Annotated in this window: 19 protein-coding genes; 11 read left to right on the plus strand and 8 right to left on the minus strand. The window is 72.6% G+C overall.

What is annotated here, in order from left to right:
• Positions 1-129: 129 nt before the first annotated feature.
• From GGQ55_RS15570 to GGQ55_RS15605, 8 genes are all read left to right on the plus strand, one after another.
• On the plus strand, positions 130-366 hold the full coding sequence (locus tag GGQ55_RS15570) for a hypothetical protein (protein ID WP_179718204.1): 237 nt from the start codon (positions 130-132) through the stop codon (positions 364-366).
• Between the two features lie 79 nt (positions 367-445).
• Entirely contained in the window at positions 446-1270 is an 825-nt protein-coding gene (murI, locus tag GGQ55_RS15575) for a glutamate racemase (RefSeq protein ID WP_179718206.1), read from the plus strand.
• Positions 1267-2007, plus strand: a complete 741-nt coding sequence (locus GGQ55_RS15580; protein ID WP_179718208.1) for an MBL fold metallo-hydrolase — start codon at positions 1267-1269, stop codon at positions 2005-2007. The genes murI and GGQ55_RS15580 overlap by 4 nt, the downstream gene beginning before the upstream one ends.
• Positions 2008-2016: 9 nt before the next feature.
• Positions 2017-2964, plus strand: coding sequence for a DNA polymerase domain-containing protein (locus tag GGQ55_RS15585; protein WP_179718210.1), 948 nt, complete (start codon positions 2017-2019; stop codon positions 2962-2964).
• Positions 2965-3046: 82 nt separating this feature from the next.
• Positions 3047-3529 carry a DUF4262 domain-containing protein gene (locus GGQ55_RS15590; RefSeq protein ID WP_179718212.1) on the plus strand — a complete coding sequence of 161 codons (483 nt, stop codon included), beginning with the start codon at positions 3047-3049 and terminating at the stop codon, positions 3527-3529.
• A 93-nt stretch (positions 3530-3622) separates the two neighbouring features.
• The gene (locus GGQ55_RS15595) at positions 3623-4096 is read left to right on the plus strand and encodes a DUF4188 domain-containing protein (RefSeq protein ID WP_179718214.1); all 474 of its coding nucleotides are present in this window, start codon (positions 3623-3625) and stop codon (positions 4094-4096) included.
• Between the two features lie 103 nt (positions 4097-4199).
• A complete protein-coding gene (locus GGQ55_RS15600; RefSeq protein WP_179718215.1) occupies positions 4200-4715 on the plus strand; it encodes a monooxygenase family protein in 516 nt (171 codons plus the stop codon).
• Positions 4712-5950 carry a low temperature requirement protein A gene (locus GGQ55_RS15605; RefSeq protein ID WP_218859295.1) on the plus strand — a complete coding sequence of 413 codons (1239 nt, stop codon included), beginning with the start codon at positions 4712-4714 and terminating at the stop codon, positions 5948-5950. The genes GGQ55_RS15600 and GGQ55_RS15605 overlap by 4 nt, the downstream gene beginning before the upstream one ends.
• Here the strand turns inward: GGQ55_RS15605 and gnd are convergent, their stop codons facing one another.
• The 4 genes from gnd to GGQ55_RS15625 are packed head-to-tail and all read right to left on the minus strand — an operon-like array spanning position 5951 to position 9079.
• Complete coding sequence (gene gnd, locus GGQ55_RS15610) at positions 5951-7384, minus strand: NADP-dependent phosphogluconate dehydrogenase (protein ID WP_179718217.1); 1434 nt, start codon at positions 7382-7384, stop codon at positions 5951-5953. It lies immediately after the preceding gene.
• A 57-nt stretch (positions 7385-7441) separates the two neighbouring features.
• Positions 7442-7930: a thioredoxin-dependent thiol peroxidase gene (bcp, locus tag GGQ55_RS15615; protein ID WP_179718219.1), complete on the minus strand. Its 489-nt coding sequence runs from the start codon at positions 7928-7930 to the stop codon at positions 7442-7444.
• Between the two features lie 46 nt (positions 7931-7976).
• Positions 7977-8381 (minus strand): YjbQ family protein, encoded by a 405-nt coding sequence (locus GGQ55_RS15620; protein ID WP_179718221.1) that lies wholly within the window; start codon positions 8379-8381, stop codon positions 7977-7979.
• A complete protein-coding gene (locus tag GGQ55_RS15625) occupies positions 8378-9079 on the minus strand; it encodes a potassium channel family protein (RefSeq protein WP_246323823.1) in 702 nt (233 codons plus the stop codon). The genes GGQ55_RS15620 and GGQ55_RS15625 overlap by 4 nt, the downstream gene beginning before the upstream one ends.
• Before the next feature lie 232 nt (positions 9080-9311).
• On the opposite strand from GGQ55_RS15625, the gene rph reads away from it, so the two are divergent.
• From rph to arr, 3 genes are read left to right on the plus strand one after another with little or no spacing between them, the layout of a single operon-like run.
• Positions 9312-10049 carry a ribonuclease PH gene (gene rph / locus GGQ55_RS15630; RefSeq protein ID WP_179718225.1) on the plus strand — a complete coding sequence of 246 codons (738 nt, stop codon included), beginning with the start codon at positions 9312-9314 and terminating at the stop codon, positions 10047-10049.
• Positions 10046-10651, plus strand: a complete 606-nt coding sequence (gene rdgB / locus GGQ55_RS15635) for an RdgB/HAM1 family non-canonical purine NTP pyrophosphatase (protein WP_179718227.1) — start codon at positions 10046-10048, stop codon at positions 10649-10651. Before rph ends, rdgB begins: the two co-directional genes overlap by 4 nt.
• Positions 10652-10677: 26 nt before the next feature.
• Positions 10678-11076, plus strand: coding sequence for an NAD(+)--rifampin ADP-ribosyltransferase (arr, locus tag GGQ55_RS15640; RefSeq protein ID WP_179718229.1), 399 nt, complete (start codon positions 10678-10680; stop codon positions 11074-11076).
• A 2-nt stretch (positions 11077-11078) separates the two neighbouring features.
• Here the strand turns inward: arr and GGQ55_RS15645 are convergent, their stop codons facing one another.
• The 4 genes from GGQ55_RS15645 to GGQ55_RS15660 all read right to left on the minus strand — a co-directional run bounded on the left by GGQ55_RS15645 (position 11079) and on the right by GGQ55_RS15660 (position 14386).
• A complete protein-coding gene (locus GGQ55_RS15645) occupies positions 11079-11615 on the minus strand; it encodes a hypothetical protein (protein ID WP_179718231.1) in 537 nt (178 codons plus the stop codon).
• Positions 11612-13645, minus strand: a complete 2034-nt coding sequence (locus GGQ55_RS15650; RefSeq protein WP_218859296.1) for a glycosyltransferase — start codon at positions 13643-13645, stop codon at positions 11612-11614. Before GGQ55_RS15650 ends, GGQ55_RS15645 begins: the two co-directional genes overlap by 4 nt.
• Before the next feature lie 79 nt (positions 13646-13724).
• Positions 13725-13907, minus strand: coding sequence for a hypothetical protein (locus tag GGQ55_RS15655; protein ID WP_179718233.1), 183 nt, complete (start codon positions 13905-13907; stop codon positions 13725-13727).
• Positions 13908-13972: 65 nt separating this feature from the next.
• Positions 13973-14386 (minus strand): ANTAR domain-containing protein, encoded by a 414-nt coding sequence (locus GGQ55_RS15660; RefSeq protein WP_179718235.1) that lies wholly within the window; start codon positions 14384-14386, stop codon positions 13973-13975.
• Positions 14387-14508: the final 122 nt, after the last annotated feature.

Here is a 14508-nt window from a genome sequence, read left to right on the forward strand (position 1 = left end):
GCCCCTGAGCCCGACACGCCGCAGCGGTGGCGCGAGGGCGGGGCAGGGGTTGCACTGGTGGTGCCGGCGTCGCCGGCTTGCTCGCGCGGCGCCGGCGGTGTGATCCGCGTCAACACCAGGAGCAGCGTCATGACCAGCATGACCAGCGAGACCGGCAACGTCACCGGCACCACCGACAAGGACTACAACCTCATCTGGTACACCGAGGCCTGCCTCAGCAACGCGCTGCGGCTGGACCTCTACATCCAGGACGCCGAGCGGGCCGGGGACTCCGAGCTCGCCGACTTCTTCCGCAAGGCGCAGGCGGACAGCCGCAAGGGCGGCGAGATGGGCAAGCGATGCTCAAGAAGCGCATGTAGCGCCTGATCCCGAGGGCCCTCTCCCGGTGCGGGGGAGGGCCTTTCGCATGTCTTCGTCGGTGACGCCGGTTAGCCTGACCTGCGATATGACGACGCAGCCGGGAGCGGACGCTCCCATCGGCATCTTCGACTCCGGGGTCGGTGGGCTCACCGTCGCCCGGGCGGTGCTCGACCAGCTGCCGCACGAGGCCATCCGCTACATCGGCGACACCGCGCACAGCCCCTACGGCCCGCTGCCGATCGCCGAGGTGCGCCGGCACGCGCTCGCCGTCATGGACGACCTCGTCGCCGCCGGCGTGAAGATGCTGGTCATCGCCTGCAACGCGGCCAGCTCGGCGTGCCTGCGCGACGCCCGTGAGCGCTACGACGTGCCCGTCGTCGAGGTCATCGTGCCGGCCGTGCGCCGGGCGACCGCGGCCACCCGCAACGGCCGGGTCGGCGTGATCGGCACCCAGGCCACGGTGACCAGCGGCTCGTACGAGGACGCCTTCGCCGCCGCACCCGACATCACGGTCACCACCTCGGCGTGCCCGAGCTTCGTCGACTTCGTCGAGCGCGGCATCACCTCCGGCCGGCAGCTGCTCGGCCTCGCGCAGTCCTACCTGGACCCGCTGATCGCCGCGGACGTCGACACCGTCGTCCTCGGCTGCACCCACTACCCGCTGCTCACCGGCGTGATCTCGCTGGTCCTCGGCGACGACGTCACGCTGGTCTCCAGCGCCGACGAGACGGCGAAGGACGTCTACCGGGCGCTCACCCGGCTCGACCTGCTGCGCGCCGACGACGGGCCGCCGCCCGTTCACCAGTTCCTCGCCACCGGCGATCCGGAGCCGTTCGCCCGGCTGGGCCGGCGGTTCCTCGGGCCTGAGGTGGGCTCGGTGCTGCACGCGCAGACGGTGGGCGCCGCGTGAGGCTGACCGTGGTCGGGTGCGCCGGCAGCGCACCGGGCCCCGCCTCGGCCGCGTCCTGCTACCTCGTCGAGCACGGCGGCTTCCGGCTGCTGCTCGATCTCGGCAACGGCGCGTTCGGCGCACTGCAGGCGCTCGCCGACCCGGCCACCGTCGACGCGCTGTTCCTCACCCACCTGCACGCCGACCACTGCCTCGACGTCGCGCCGTTCGTCGTCTGGCACCGGTACTCGGGCCGGGCCCGCAGGCCGCAGGTGCCGCTGTACGGACCGGTGGGGGCCGAGCGACGGCTCGCCCTCGCCTACGAGGACGACGGCGAGCCGCTCACCGACGTCTTCGACTTCGTGCCGGTCGGACCGGGCCTGCTGGAGATCGGACCGTTCGGGGTGCAGCTGGCGCGCACCGCGCACCCGGTCGAGTGCTACGCGATCCGGCTCACCGTCGACGGCCGCTCGCTGGTCTACACCGGCGACACCGGCCCGTGCGATCGGGTGGTGGAGCTGGCCCGGGGCGCCGACGTGCTGCTGTCCGAGGCCGCGCACCCCGACGAGCCCGGCCTGCCCGACGGGCTGCACCTGACCGGCCGGCAGGCCGGTGAGCACGCCGCGGCCGCCGGGGTCGGCCGGTTGCTGGTCACGCACGTGCCCGCCTGGGTGGACGCCGAGGCGCAGCTGGCGGACGCTCGGGCGGCCTTCCCGGCCGCCGAGCTGGTCGCGCCGGGCCTGACCGTCGAGATCTGAGGAGGCCGCATGGCGGACGACGAGCGGGACGGCGTCGCGCTGTCCAGCCTCGACGCGCCGCTCGGCGACGGCCTCGGGGTGACCAAGGGAGACCTGGTCGACTACGTCGACGCCTTCGCCGACCGTCTCCTGCCGCAACTGGCCGGCCGGCCGCTGTCGGTCAAGCGCGTGCGTCCCGGCCAGGAACCGTTCATGCAGCGCAACGTGTCGAAGGGTGCACCGGACTGGGTGCGCACCGTGGCCGTCTGGTCCTTCGGTGCCCACCGCGAGGTGCACCAGGTGCTCTGCGACGACCGACGGACGCTGCTGTGGCTGGCCAACCAGCGCGCGGTCGAGTTCCACGTGCCGTTCTTCCGGGCCGGCCACGAGACCGAGCCGACCGGGTTGGTCATCGACCTCGACCCGCCCGAGGACGCCGACTTCTCCGTCGTGGTGCAGGCCGCCGGCCTGGTCCGGCAGGCGCTGGAGGACAGCGGCCTGGCCGGTGCGGTGAAGACCAGCGGGTCGAAGGGCGTGCACATCGTGGTGCCGGTGCGCGGATCGGGTCCGGAGGACGTCGCCGCGGCGACCCGCGGGCTCGCGGCCCGCGCCGCCGCGCTGGACCCCGACCTCGCCACGACGGCGTACATCAAGGAGGACCGGCACGGCCGGGTGTTCCTCGACTCGACCCGCTCGGGATCGTCGACGATCGTGTCCGCCTACAGCCCGCGGCTGCGCCCGGGCCTGCCCGTCTCGACCCCGGTGGCCTGGGACGCGCTCGCCGACGTCCGGCCCGGCGAGGTCACGGTGACGACGGCGGCCGAGCGGATCGGCGACGCCGACCCGTGGACCGCCGCGCTGCCCGATCCGCAGGACCTGCCGGCCGACCTCGTCACCGAGGGCCACACCATTCCCGTCGCGCGGGTTGCTGCCATGCACGAGGGCAAGCGTCGCAAGCGGGCCGCTCAGGAAGGCTGACTTCTCCACAGGAGGCGGGCCTGTCCACAGTTCCGGGCCGGTGCCGGTCCTGTTGTCGGTGGCCGCGCGCACCCTTCCGCGCATGACGACAGATCCGCAGCTCATCGCCTGGCTCGACCAGGAGGACGCGCACGTCGCCCGGATGATCCGGGAACACCGCTTCGCCGTCACCTACGTGTGGGGGGAGGGGCCGGACGAACCGGCCTTCGGCTACACGACCGGCCTGTTCGGGCTCGGGCATCCCGAACTGGTCATGGTGGGCCTCGGCCAGGACTCGACCCACCACGACCTGAACCGGGCGGCCGGTCTGGTCGTCGACGGCCGCGACCTCGTGCCGGGGGAGCGGCTGACCTGGCCAGGATGGGCGGGCAGCCTCGTCGTCGAGACCCTGCCCAATCCCGGCGAGATCCTGTTCGGCGCCAACCGGTTCTACCGGCGCCCGGACGAGCACTCGGTGCCGGCCTTCCAGCTGGCCTGGCCGCACCGCGACGGGACCTTTCCCTGGGACGCCGGCTATCCGTGCGGACCGGACTGCCAGCCCCGGCCGGGGACCTGGCGAGCGTGAGGCCCCGTCGTGATCCGCCCGCGGCGGCGGCGACGTACTCGGGGCACGGCGTTCCCGCACGGGGATGCCGCCGCCCGGAGAAGGGGAGATCCGATGGCGCCGATCCATCGCGGTCGCTACGCAGCCGAGCTCGACGGAGACTTCGTGGTCTTCCTGATCGGGGCGCGCCTGAACAAGCCGTGGCTCGCGGTGCGCAGCTTCCTCGACCTCGGCGGCAGGCGGCGGGGCATGCAGGCGATGCTGACCTACCTGACCGAGCACCCGGAGAAGGGACTGCTGGGCTACCGGATGGGCTTCTCCACGATCGTGCAGTACTGGCGCAGCTTCGAGCACCTCGAGGCGTTCGCGCGCGACGAGGAGCTCCTGCACCGCGAGGCCTGGCTGCAGTGGTACCGGCGCGACCCGAAGGGCCGCACGGGGATCTGGCACGAGACCTACCTCGTGCGGGCCGGCGAGTACGAGGCGATCTACGCGGACATGCCCGAGGCCGGGTTGGCCGCAGCCGGCCGCGCGGTCCCGCTGAAGAGGAACAGCACGGCCCGGCTTCGGATGCGATCGGCTGCCTGACGATCGCTGTCCGCCGACGGCGCAAACGGGTGTACGGGGTCTCGCTGCGCGGTGTTCGATGGGCCGCGGCGACAGACAGCAAGCCTGTGCAGGGGGCGGTCCCATGGCCGAGATCCGACGGAGCCGGTTCAGCGCCGAGATCGACGGCGACTTCGTCGTCCTGCTCATCGGGCCGCGGTTCAACAAGCCCTGGTTGCTGCCGCAGATCCTCGGCGACCTCGGCGGCCGGCGGCGCGGGATGAAAGCCATGCTCACCGAGCTCGCGGCCCATCCCGAGAAGGGGCTGCTGGGCTACCGGATGGGTTTCCCGACGATCGTGCAGTACTGGCGCAGCTTCGAGCACCTCGAGGCGTTCGCGCGCGATCCGGGCGACCTGCACCGGCCGACCTGGCTGGAGTACTTCCGCCGCGACACCCGGGGCCGCACCGGCTTCTGGCACGAGACCTTCCTGGTGCGCGCCGGGGAGTACGAGGCGATCTACGACCACGTCCCGGTGGCCGGGCTCGCCGCTGCCGGCAGACCGGTGCCCGTCGACCGGTCGAGCAGCGCGCGGATGCGGCTGCGCACCCCGGCCCACCTCGGCAACGGTCACCGGATGCGCGGAGTGGGCCGTCCGTGACCAGCGAGGGCACCCGCCCCCGTCCCGACCGCCGGCGACGCACCTGGATCCGCCCGACGGACGAGCACTCCGGCGTCACCACCCTCGAGCTGTTCTTCGACCTGGTCTTCGTCTTCGCGATCACCCAGGTGACCGCCTTCATGGCCGACGACCTGGGCTGGCGCGGCGCGCTGCGCGGGCTGGTGCTGCTCGCGCTGATGTGGTGGGCCTGGTGCAGCTACGCCTGGCTCGGCAACCAGGCGCGCGCCGACGAGGGAGTGGTCCGCGGGGCGATGATCGGCGCGATGGCGGCGCTGTTCGTCGTCGCGCTGTGCATCCCGGAGGCGTGGGGCGACGAGGGCGGTGGGATCAGCGCCCCGGTCCTGCTCGCCGTCTGCCTCGGGCTGGTGCGGCTGGGCCATCTCGGGGTCTACGTGATCGCCGCCGGCGGCGACGCCTCGCTGCGCCGGACCGTGCTGCGCACCGCCGTCCCCGTCGCGGTGGCCGCCGTCCTGCTGGTGGTCGGAGCCGTGCTCGGCGGCGCGACGCAGACGGCGCTGTGGGCGCTGGCCCTGGTCGTCGACTACACCGGCATCTACCTGCTCGGCGGCGGCTGGCGGCTGCCCGCGCCGGGGCACTTCGCCGAGCGGTACGGGCTGATCGTGATCATCGCGCTGGGGGAGTCGCTGATCGCCGTCGGGGTCGGCGCGACCCACCTGCCGGTCACGGTGCCGATCGTCGCGGCCGCGCTGCTGGGGCTCACCGTCAGCCTGGCGATGTGGTGGTTGTACTTCGACGTCGTCGCGCCGGTTGCCGAGCGGGTGCTGCGCGGGAAGCAGGGCCAGGAGCGGGTGCGGCTGGCCCGCGACAGCTACACCTACCTGCACTTCCCGATGGTCGCCGGGATCATCTACCTCGCCCTGGGGCTGAAGAAGGTCGCCCAGTACGTCTCCGGGACCGACCACCACGCCCTCACCGACCCGCTGAAGGGCACCCCGCTGTGGGCGCTCTACGGCGGGGTGGCCGCCTACCTGCTCGCCCACCTCGCCTTCCGCGAGCGCAACGTCGGCTCGATCAACCGGCCGCGAGCCGTGGTGGTCGTCGTCCTGCTGCTCGCCCCGCTGGTGGTCGGTTCACTGCCCGCGCTGGCGCAGCTCGCGGTGCTGGCCGCCGTCCTGGTGGCCCTCATCGCCTTCGAGGTGGTCCGCTACGCCGAGGCGCGCGCCGCCGTCCGGGCCGACGAGGGCCACCACTGATCAGCGGGTCTCCTCCCGGCGGTCGTCGCCCCAGAGGGTGTGGAAGACGCCGTCGCGGTCGACCCGCCGATAGGTGTGCGCGCCGAAGAAGTCCCGCAGGCCCTGGATGAGCGCGGCCGGCAGGCGCTCGGCGCGCAGCCCGTCGTAGTAGGCCAGCGCGCTGGCGAACCCGGGCGCCGGGATGCCGTACCGGGCGGCGTCGGTGACCACCCGCCGCCAGCCGTCCTGCGCCGCGGCCACCGCGTCGCGGAAGTAGTCGTGGGTGAGCAGCGTGGTGAGGTCCGGCTCGTCGGCGAAGGCCTGCCGGATCCGGTCGAGGAACCGGGCCCGGATGATGCACCCGCCGCGCCAGATGGTGGCCAGGGCGCCGCGGTCGACGGTCCAGCCGTTCTCCTCGGCGCCGGCGGCGATCTGGTCGAAGCCCTGCGCGTAGGCCACCACCTTCGACGCGTACAGCGCCTGGCGGACCGCCTCGATGTAGGCGTCGCGGTCCTCGACCGGGTCGAGCTCGACCTGCGGTCCGGGCAGCACCTTCTGCGCAGCGGCGCGCTGCTCGGCGTGCCCGGACAGGGCCCGGGCGAAGACGGCCTCGGCGATGCCGCTGACCGGGACGCCGAGGTCGAGCGCCGACTGCACGGTCCAGCGCCCGGTGCCCTTCTGCTCCGCCTGGTCCAGGACGACGTCGACGAACGGCTTGCCGGTCGCGGCGTCGTCGTGCCGGAGCACCTCGGCGGTGATCTCGATCAGGTAGGAGTCGAGATCGCCCTCGTTCCAGCTCGCGAAGACGTCGCCGATCTCCTTGGGGGACAGCCCCAGCCGGTGCCGCAGCAGGTCGTAGGCCTCGGCGATGAGCTGCATGTCGGCGTACTCGATGCCGTTGTGCACCATCTTCACGAAGTGGCCGGCGCCGTCGGTGCCCACGTGGGTGCAGCACGGCGTGCCGTCGACCACCGCGGCGATGCTCTCAAGCATCGGCCCGACGATCGCGTAGGACTCGTCCGAGCCGCCGGGCATGATGCTCGGGCCGTTGAGCGCGCCCTCCTCGCCGCCGCTGACCCCGGTGCCGACGAAGTGCAGCCCGCGCTCGGCCAGCGCCGCCGTCCGCCGCTGGGTGTCCTGGTACCGGGCGTTGCCGCCGTCGATGACGATGTCACCCTCGTCGAGCAGCGGCACGAGCTCGTCGATGACGGCGTCGGTCCCCGGGCCGGCCTGCACCATGATCAGGATGCTGCGCGGCCGCTGCAGCGACTGGACGAACTCCTCGGTGCTCGTCGTCGGCACGAAGTCGCCCTCACCGCCGTGGGCGGCCATCAGCGCATCGGTCCGCGCCTGGGTGCGGTTGTGCAGGACCACCTGGTGGCCGTGCCGCGCGAGGTTGCGGGCCAGGTTGGCGCCCATGACGGCGAGGCCGGTCACGCCGATCTGAGAGGTCATGGCGCGACATGCTGCCGCACCCGGCGGGTCGTCCGATACGGCCTCGGGCGCGGCCTCTCAGCCGAGGCCGAGTTCCCGGCGGAGCTTGGCGACGTGCCCGGTGGCCTTGACGTTGTACGCGGCCCGCTCGATGCGGCCCTCGGCGTCGACGATGAAGGTCGACCGGATGACCCCGACGACCTCCTTGCCGTACATCTTCTTGGGCCCGTACGCGCCGTACGCGCGCAGGACCTCCTTGTCCGGGTCGGAGACCAGCGTGATGCCGAGGTTCTCCTTCTCCCGGAAGCGCATGAGCTTGTCCGGCGCATCGGGCGAGATGCCGATGATGTCCAGCCCGGCCTCGGCCAGCTCGCCGGCCGCGGCGGTGAAGTCGACGGCCTGGGTGGTGCACCCCGGCGTCAGCGCCGCGGGATAGCAGTAGACGATCACCCGTCGGCCGCGGTGCGAGGAGAGGGAGACGGGGTTGCCGTCGGCGTCGGGCAGCGTGAAGTCCGGCGCCGGGTCACCGGGGGAGAGACGCACAGGCGCGACGTCGGTCTCGGTCATGCCCCGCATCCTGCCCTGAGGTGCTGACGCGACGACACCGGGTGCCTCACCCCGCGAGGAACGACAGCCGGACGTGCCGGGTGGCGTTGTCGGTGTTGGTGTCGACCAGGCAGATCCGTTGCCAGGTGCCCAGCATCAGCCGGCCCTCGAGCACGGGCACGCTCGCGTACGGCGGCACGAACGCGGGGACGACGTGGTCGCGGCCGTGGCCCGGGCTGCCGTGCCGGTGCCGCCACCGGTCGTCGCGGGGGAGCAGCACGTCGAGCTGGGCGAGCAGGTCGTCGTCGCTGCCGGCGCCGGTCTCGATGATCGCCAGCCCGGCCGTGGCGTGGGGGACGAAGACGTGCAGCAGCCCGTCGGCCTCCTCGCGGACGAACTCGGCGCACTCGTCGGTCAGGTCGACGACGACGGGATGACCGCCGGTGCGGACGCTGCGGACCTCGGACCTCATGCCTCCGATCCTGCCCGGTCGGCCGATTCCGACACTGCCCGCGCCTCGAGGACCGCGCGTAGCCGGGCCACTTCGGCAGTCAGCATCGTCAAGTCGCGGCGCGTCACCGCTTCGGAATCCTCCCCGGCCTCTCGCACGCGCTCGACGAGCCAGGAGGCGAATGTCGCCGTCACAACGCCGAGCAGAGCGATCCCCGCCAGCATCAGGCCGACCGCTACAGCCCGGCCCTGCACGGTCACCGGGAAGCGGTCGCCGTATCCGACCGTCGTCACTGTCGTGAACGACCACCAGACGGCGTCACCAAAGCTCTCGATGGTGCTGCCCGGTCGTCCGCGCTCGGCGTCGAGAATGGCCAAGGACGCGACGACCATGACCAGGGATGTGGCGCCGACGACATAGACCACGACGCGCCCCCGCAGCGAGTGCCCCGCATGCCGGTTCAGAACGGCCAACAGGGTGACCAAGCGCAGGAGACGCAACGGTCGGAGAAGGGGAAGGGCAACGACAGCGAGGTCCAGCAGATTGTCGCGGAGGAAGCTCCGGCGGTCCGCGGCCATTACTAGCCGGACGACGAGATCGACGGCGAACAGACCCCATGCCAGCCAGGCGAAGAGGTGGCAAACGGTCGGCCATGGGGCGACGAGTGAGGGATTGAGAATTGGCCAGGCGTACGCGCCGAGGAAGGCAACGGCCGCCAACGTGAGAGGCCATTCTCGTGCAGCTTCCCAACGCTCTCCCCATGGCACGGCTGACTCACTCGTCGGCATGGCGCGGACGCTAATGGCGTTCGTGCCGCTCAGCTCGCGAGAAACCCATACCCGTTCTCAGCTCACCGCGACGGGTCCTGGCTCACCTCGCGAGGTGAGCCAGGAACCCTCACGATCAGCTCGGCTGATCGTGGCCCGCCCGGCCGAACTAGGCTGGCCTCCCGTGACTCGCCCCGACGGCCGCGCGGCCGACCAGCTCCGCCCGGTGACCATCACCCGCTCCTGGCTCGACCACGCCGAGGGCTCGGTCCTCGTCGAGTTCGGCCGCACCCGCGTGCTGTGCGCCGCCAGCGTCACCGAGGGGGTGCCGCGCTGGCGCAAGGGCTCCGGACTCGGCTGGGTCACCGCCGAGTACGCGATGCTGCCGCGCGCCACGCACACCCGCAGCGACCGCGAGTCGGTGAAGGGCCGCATCGGCGGGCGCACGCACGAGATCAGCCGGCTCATCGGCCGCTCGCTGCGCGCGGCGATCGACCTGGGCGCGCTCGGCGAGAACAGCATCGCCATCGACTGCGACGTCCTGCAGGCCGACGGCGGCACACGCACCGCCGCGATCACCGGCGCCTACGTGGCGCTGGCCGACGCGGTGAGCTGGCTCGGCGAGCGCAAGAAGCTGGCCAAGCCGACGGCGATCGTGAACTCGGTGGCCGCGGTCAGCGTCGGGGTCATCGACGGCGAGCCCCGCCTCGACCTCGCCTACGAGGAGGACGTGAAGGCCGGCTCCGACATGAACGTCGTCTGCACCGGTGACGGCGGCTTCGTCGAGGTGCAGGGGACCGCCGAGGGTGCCGTCTTCGACCGGGCCACCCTCGACGCTCTGCTCGACCTGGCCGTCGCCGGCTGCGCCGAGCTGACCAAGATCCAGCAGGAAGCCTTGTCGACGGAGGTGGGGCGCCGGTGAAGCTGCTGCTCGCCACCCGCAACAAGGGCAAGCTCGCCGAGCTCCAGCGGCTGCTCGCCGACGCCGTCCCGGGCGTCGAGGTCGTCGGCCTGGCCGACGTGGCCGAGTACCCCGAGGCCCCGGAGACCGGCGCGACGTTCGCCGACAACGCCCTGCTCAAGGCGCGGGAAGCCGTCCGGTACACCGGCCTGCCCGCGGTCGCCGACGACTCCGGCATCACGGTCGACGCGCTCAACGGCATGCCCGGCGTCCTGTCCGCCCGCTGGTCCGGCCGGCACGGGGACGACGACGCGAACACCGCGCTGCTGCTCGGGCAGCTGGCCGACGTCCCCGACGAGCGGCGCGGGGCGGCGTTCGTCTGCGCCGCCGCCCTGGTGACGCCGGACGGCACCGAGCACGTGCTCGAGCGCCAGTGGCGCGGCCACGTCATCCACGAGAAGCGCGGCACGAACGGCTTCGGCTACGACCCGGTGTTCGTGCCCGAGGGCCTCGAGCTCACCTCCGCCGAGCTCTCGCCGGAGGACAAGGACGCCCGCAGCCACCGGGGCCAGGCGTTCCAGGCGCTCGTCCCCGTCGTCGCGGAGACCCTCACCGCGAGCTGACCGGAGTCGACGAGGGGAGTCGCGGGGTGGACGAAGGGCCGTTCTTCCACGGCACGAAGGCCGATCTCCGGGTCGGAGACCTCCTGACGCCGGGTTTCCGATCGAACTACCGACCCGAGGTCGTGATGAACCACATCTACTTCACCGCGCTGCGTGATGGCGCCGGCCTCGCCGCGGAACTGGCGCCCGGGAACCGCGCCCCGCGCGTCTACGTGGTCGAACCGACCGGACCATTCGAGGACGACCCGAACGTGACCGACAAGAAGTTCCCCGGCAATCCCACCCGGTCCTACCGCAGCGCTGCCCCGTTGCGGGTTCTCGGTGAAGCTCCCGACTGGACGCGCCTGACGCCCGAGGCTCTGCAGGTGTGGAGGGATCGCCTGACGGCCCTCCGTGCCGACGAGCGGGGCGAGATCATCAACTGAGCTCAGCGGGAGCTGACCCAGTCGACGAACCAGAGCGAGAACGCGGCCACGCACGGCGGGAACGCCAGCACGAGGAACGCCGCGACCACGCGGTCGGTGCGCCACCGGATCCGCACCGCCGGGCCGGTGAGGCGGTGCCGTCCCACGACGGCCGGTGCGTTGCGGGCGGCCGCCGCCTCCTCCGAGGCGGTCAGCGCCTGGAAGCGCGCGGCCTGCCACGCCTCGACCCGCGACCAGCCGGGCGCGACGCCGCAGATCAGCGCCAGCACCGCGGCGCCGCCGAGCAGCGGCAGCAGGCCGACCGCACCGAGCAGCAGCAGCCCGGCCCCGGCCGCGCCGGCGACGAAGCCCGCGACCGTGACCGCACCGAGGCAGAAGGCCGCGCCGAACGCCAGCAGGATGATCGCGTACCCGGGCAGCAGCGTGGCCTGCCAGCGCTGGCCGAGCACGAGCAGCAGGGCGACCTCGGCGGCGAGCACGCCGCCGCAGACGAGGAAGACCCGGCCCAGGGGCACCCGGGGCGCGCTGAGCGTGCTCATCGGGCGACCTCCGCGGCCACGTCCCGCCAGGCCAGCCGGTCGACGGCGGCGGGTAGCGAGTGCAGGCCGACGTCCGGACCCGTGTCGGCCGAGCGCCGGGCCACCGGGGCCGCCGTGCCGACGTGGGCCGAGAGCCCGTGCGTCGTCTTCTCCCAGTAGAACGGCTTGGTCAGCAGCTGCCAGGCGGCCTTGTAGGAGGCCAGCGAGTGCAGCAGCCAGTACAGCGGCGAGAGCAGCGCGAACGGCACCAGCTCGTAGCTGCGCCGCTTGAACCCGGCCAGCAGCGACAGGTAGATGATCACGCCGTTGCCGAACAGCAGGTTGAGCAGGCTCACGATCATCAGCCAGGGCGGCACCGCGGGCACGAGCAGGCCCGGTGCCACGAGCTCGCAGACCAGCATCGCGTACAGCAGCGGCGTGGCCAGGAACATCGCCGGCGTCCCGCCGATGAGCAGCGCGAACCCGGCCGCCTGGCGCGGGCCGACGGTGCGGACCAGCCGGAACGGGTGCCGGGTGTGCACCAGCACCGTCTGCATGTAGCCCTTGATCCACCGGCTGCGCTGCCGCAGCCAGTTGCCGACCGCCATGTTGGCCTCTTCGAACGTCGTCGAGTTGACGACGGCGACCCGGAAGCCGCGCGCGGAGGCGCGGATGCCCAGGTCGGCGTCCTCGGTGACGTTGAACGGGTCCCACCCGCCGAGCTCGCGCAGCATGTCGGTGCGGAAGTGGTTGCTCGTGCCGCCGAGCGGGATCGGTAGCCGCAGCTTGTCCAGGCCGGCCAGCGTGTAGTCGAACCAGGACGAGTACTCGAGGGTGAACATGCGGGTGAGCAGGTTCTCCCGCGCGTTGAAGTAGTTCAGCGCCGCCTGGACGCAGACCAGGTCGTCCCCGCCCTTGCGGAAGGCGATCAGCGCCTTCTTCAGCTGGTCGGGCTCGGGGCGGTCCTCGGCGTCGTAGATGACGACGAACTCGCCTCGCGCGAACGCCAGCCCGACGTTGCAGGCCCGCGGCTTGGTCTTGGGCAGCGAGTGCGGGACGACGACGACCCGGACGATGTCCGGGGGAGCGGCGGCCAGCGCGGCCTCCAGCGTCTCCGGGTCGTCCTCCTCGAGCAGCAGCAGGATCTCGAGCTTCTCGCGGGGGTAGTCCAGCGCCGCGAGGTTGCGCATGAGCAGGCCGACGATGCCGGCCTCCTTGTAGACCGGCACCAGGATCGAGTAGTGCGGCAGCTCGGCGTCGGTGAGCGCGGCGACCTCGTCGTCGGTGACCTGCTCGACGGTCTCGTAGGCCGTGCCGACCGTGCTGATCAGCGCCTTCGCGCCCACGGCGAGGGCCACGGCCACGTTGACGAACGCGACGAGGGCCAGCATGGCCGTCGAGAAGTCGAGCACCAGCCCGGTGACGCTGGCCGCGACGAGCGCGACGCCGAGCACCACCTGCGGCCAGACGAAGACGGTGGACGCCGACTCCTCCGGGCGGCGCTCGGCCAGCGAGCGGACCGCCTCGTGCACGAGCTCGTCACGCCAGACGGTGCGCAGCGCGCGCTGGACGTCCCAGTCGGTGGTCACCACCTGGCGCACGCGGTGGACCCCGGTGCGGGCCTGGACCTCCTGCGCGATGTGCGCCGAGGGGCGCCCGGCCGTGGCGACGACGACGGCCAGCTGGCCGTCGTCCTGCCGCTCCACCTGCACCGGGACCCACAGCTCGCGGGCCAGCATGCCGGCGGGGAACAGCCGGGCGAGGTCGGGGTCGAGCTCGTCGGGCTCGACGAAGGCGAGGTCGGCGTTCCAGACCTCGGCCAGCGCGGCGTAGAGCTCGCGCCGGGTGACGACGCCCGCGGCCAGCAGCACCGCGCCGAGCGGCTCGCCGACCCGGTCGTGCTGGGACAGCGCCCGGTCGAGCTGCTCACGGGTCAGGACGCCCTGTTCGACGAGCACGTCGCCGAGGCGGCGTTCCGCGGGCGCGGACAGCCGCAGGTCAGCGGCGCCGAGGACCACGGGTCCCGGCGGCGGTGGCTGCAGTGCGGTCACGGTGAGGACGTCGGCAGCAACCGGCCTCGTGAACAGCGGTGAACCCGCGCGGCTCACCCGGTCGGGGGATACCGCCCGATCATCCGACGGCGCGGAAGCCGAGCCACTCGAACGGGTCGCCGTCCCGCTGCGGGTCGTGCGCCTCGCGTGCCCACTCCGGTTCCGCGTGCCGGCCGGTGCGGACGACGTCCTGCGGCGAGGCGATGCGCACCTCGGTGTTCTCGGGGGCGCGGTGCCGGGCGACGGACGGGGACGACGTCATACCCCGGTCTTCGGCCGATCGGGTTCCGGAAGGAACTCCTGGCGAGAGGAGGTGACCCGGACGGGTCAGAGCATCCCGGTGTAGATGACCTCTTCGGCGAGCTCGCGGAGCTTCTGGTTGCGCAGCTGGCTCTGCTCGCGGAGCAACTCGAACGCCGCCTCGTCGGTGAGCTGGTTGCGGGCCATCACGATGCCGATGGCGATCCCGATCCGCCGGTTGCTCGTCAGCGCCGTCTCGAGGTGGACGATCTGTTCCCGGGCCGCGAGCAGCTGCTCCTGCACCTGCTTGAAGACGTCGACGGCGGTATCCGGCCGTCCCCGCTGGTCCAGGCCGGCCCGGCGCAGTCGCGAGAGGCGCGCGCGGGTGGCGCTCAGCTGCAGCCGGAGCTCGCGGGAGCGGGCGCGAGCGTCCGCCGCGGCGCCGTCGAACGGCGCACGGGACGGCGTGGCGCCGTCACCGCCTGTCCCGTCATCGAGCATCGACCGGCTTCCTCTCGACGAGAGGTGGGCCGTGGCTCGTGGTTGAACCGCGGCCGGACGCCGAACGCGGAGGCGTTCGGCGCCAGCCTGCCAGAGGTCCTCCGAGTGCCGGAGACCGGTTG

The sequence above is a fragment of the Petropleomorpha daqingensis genome (assembly GCF_013408985.1).
In the GTDB taxonomy this organism is placed as follows: domain Bacteria; phylum Actinomycetota; class Actinomycetes; order Mycobacteriales; family Geodermatophilaceae; genus Petropleomorpha; species Petropleomorpha daqingensis.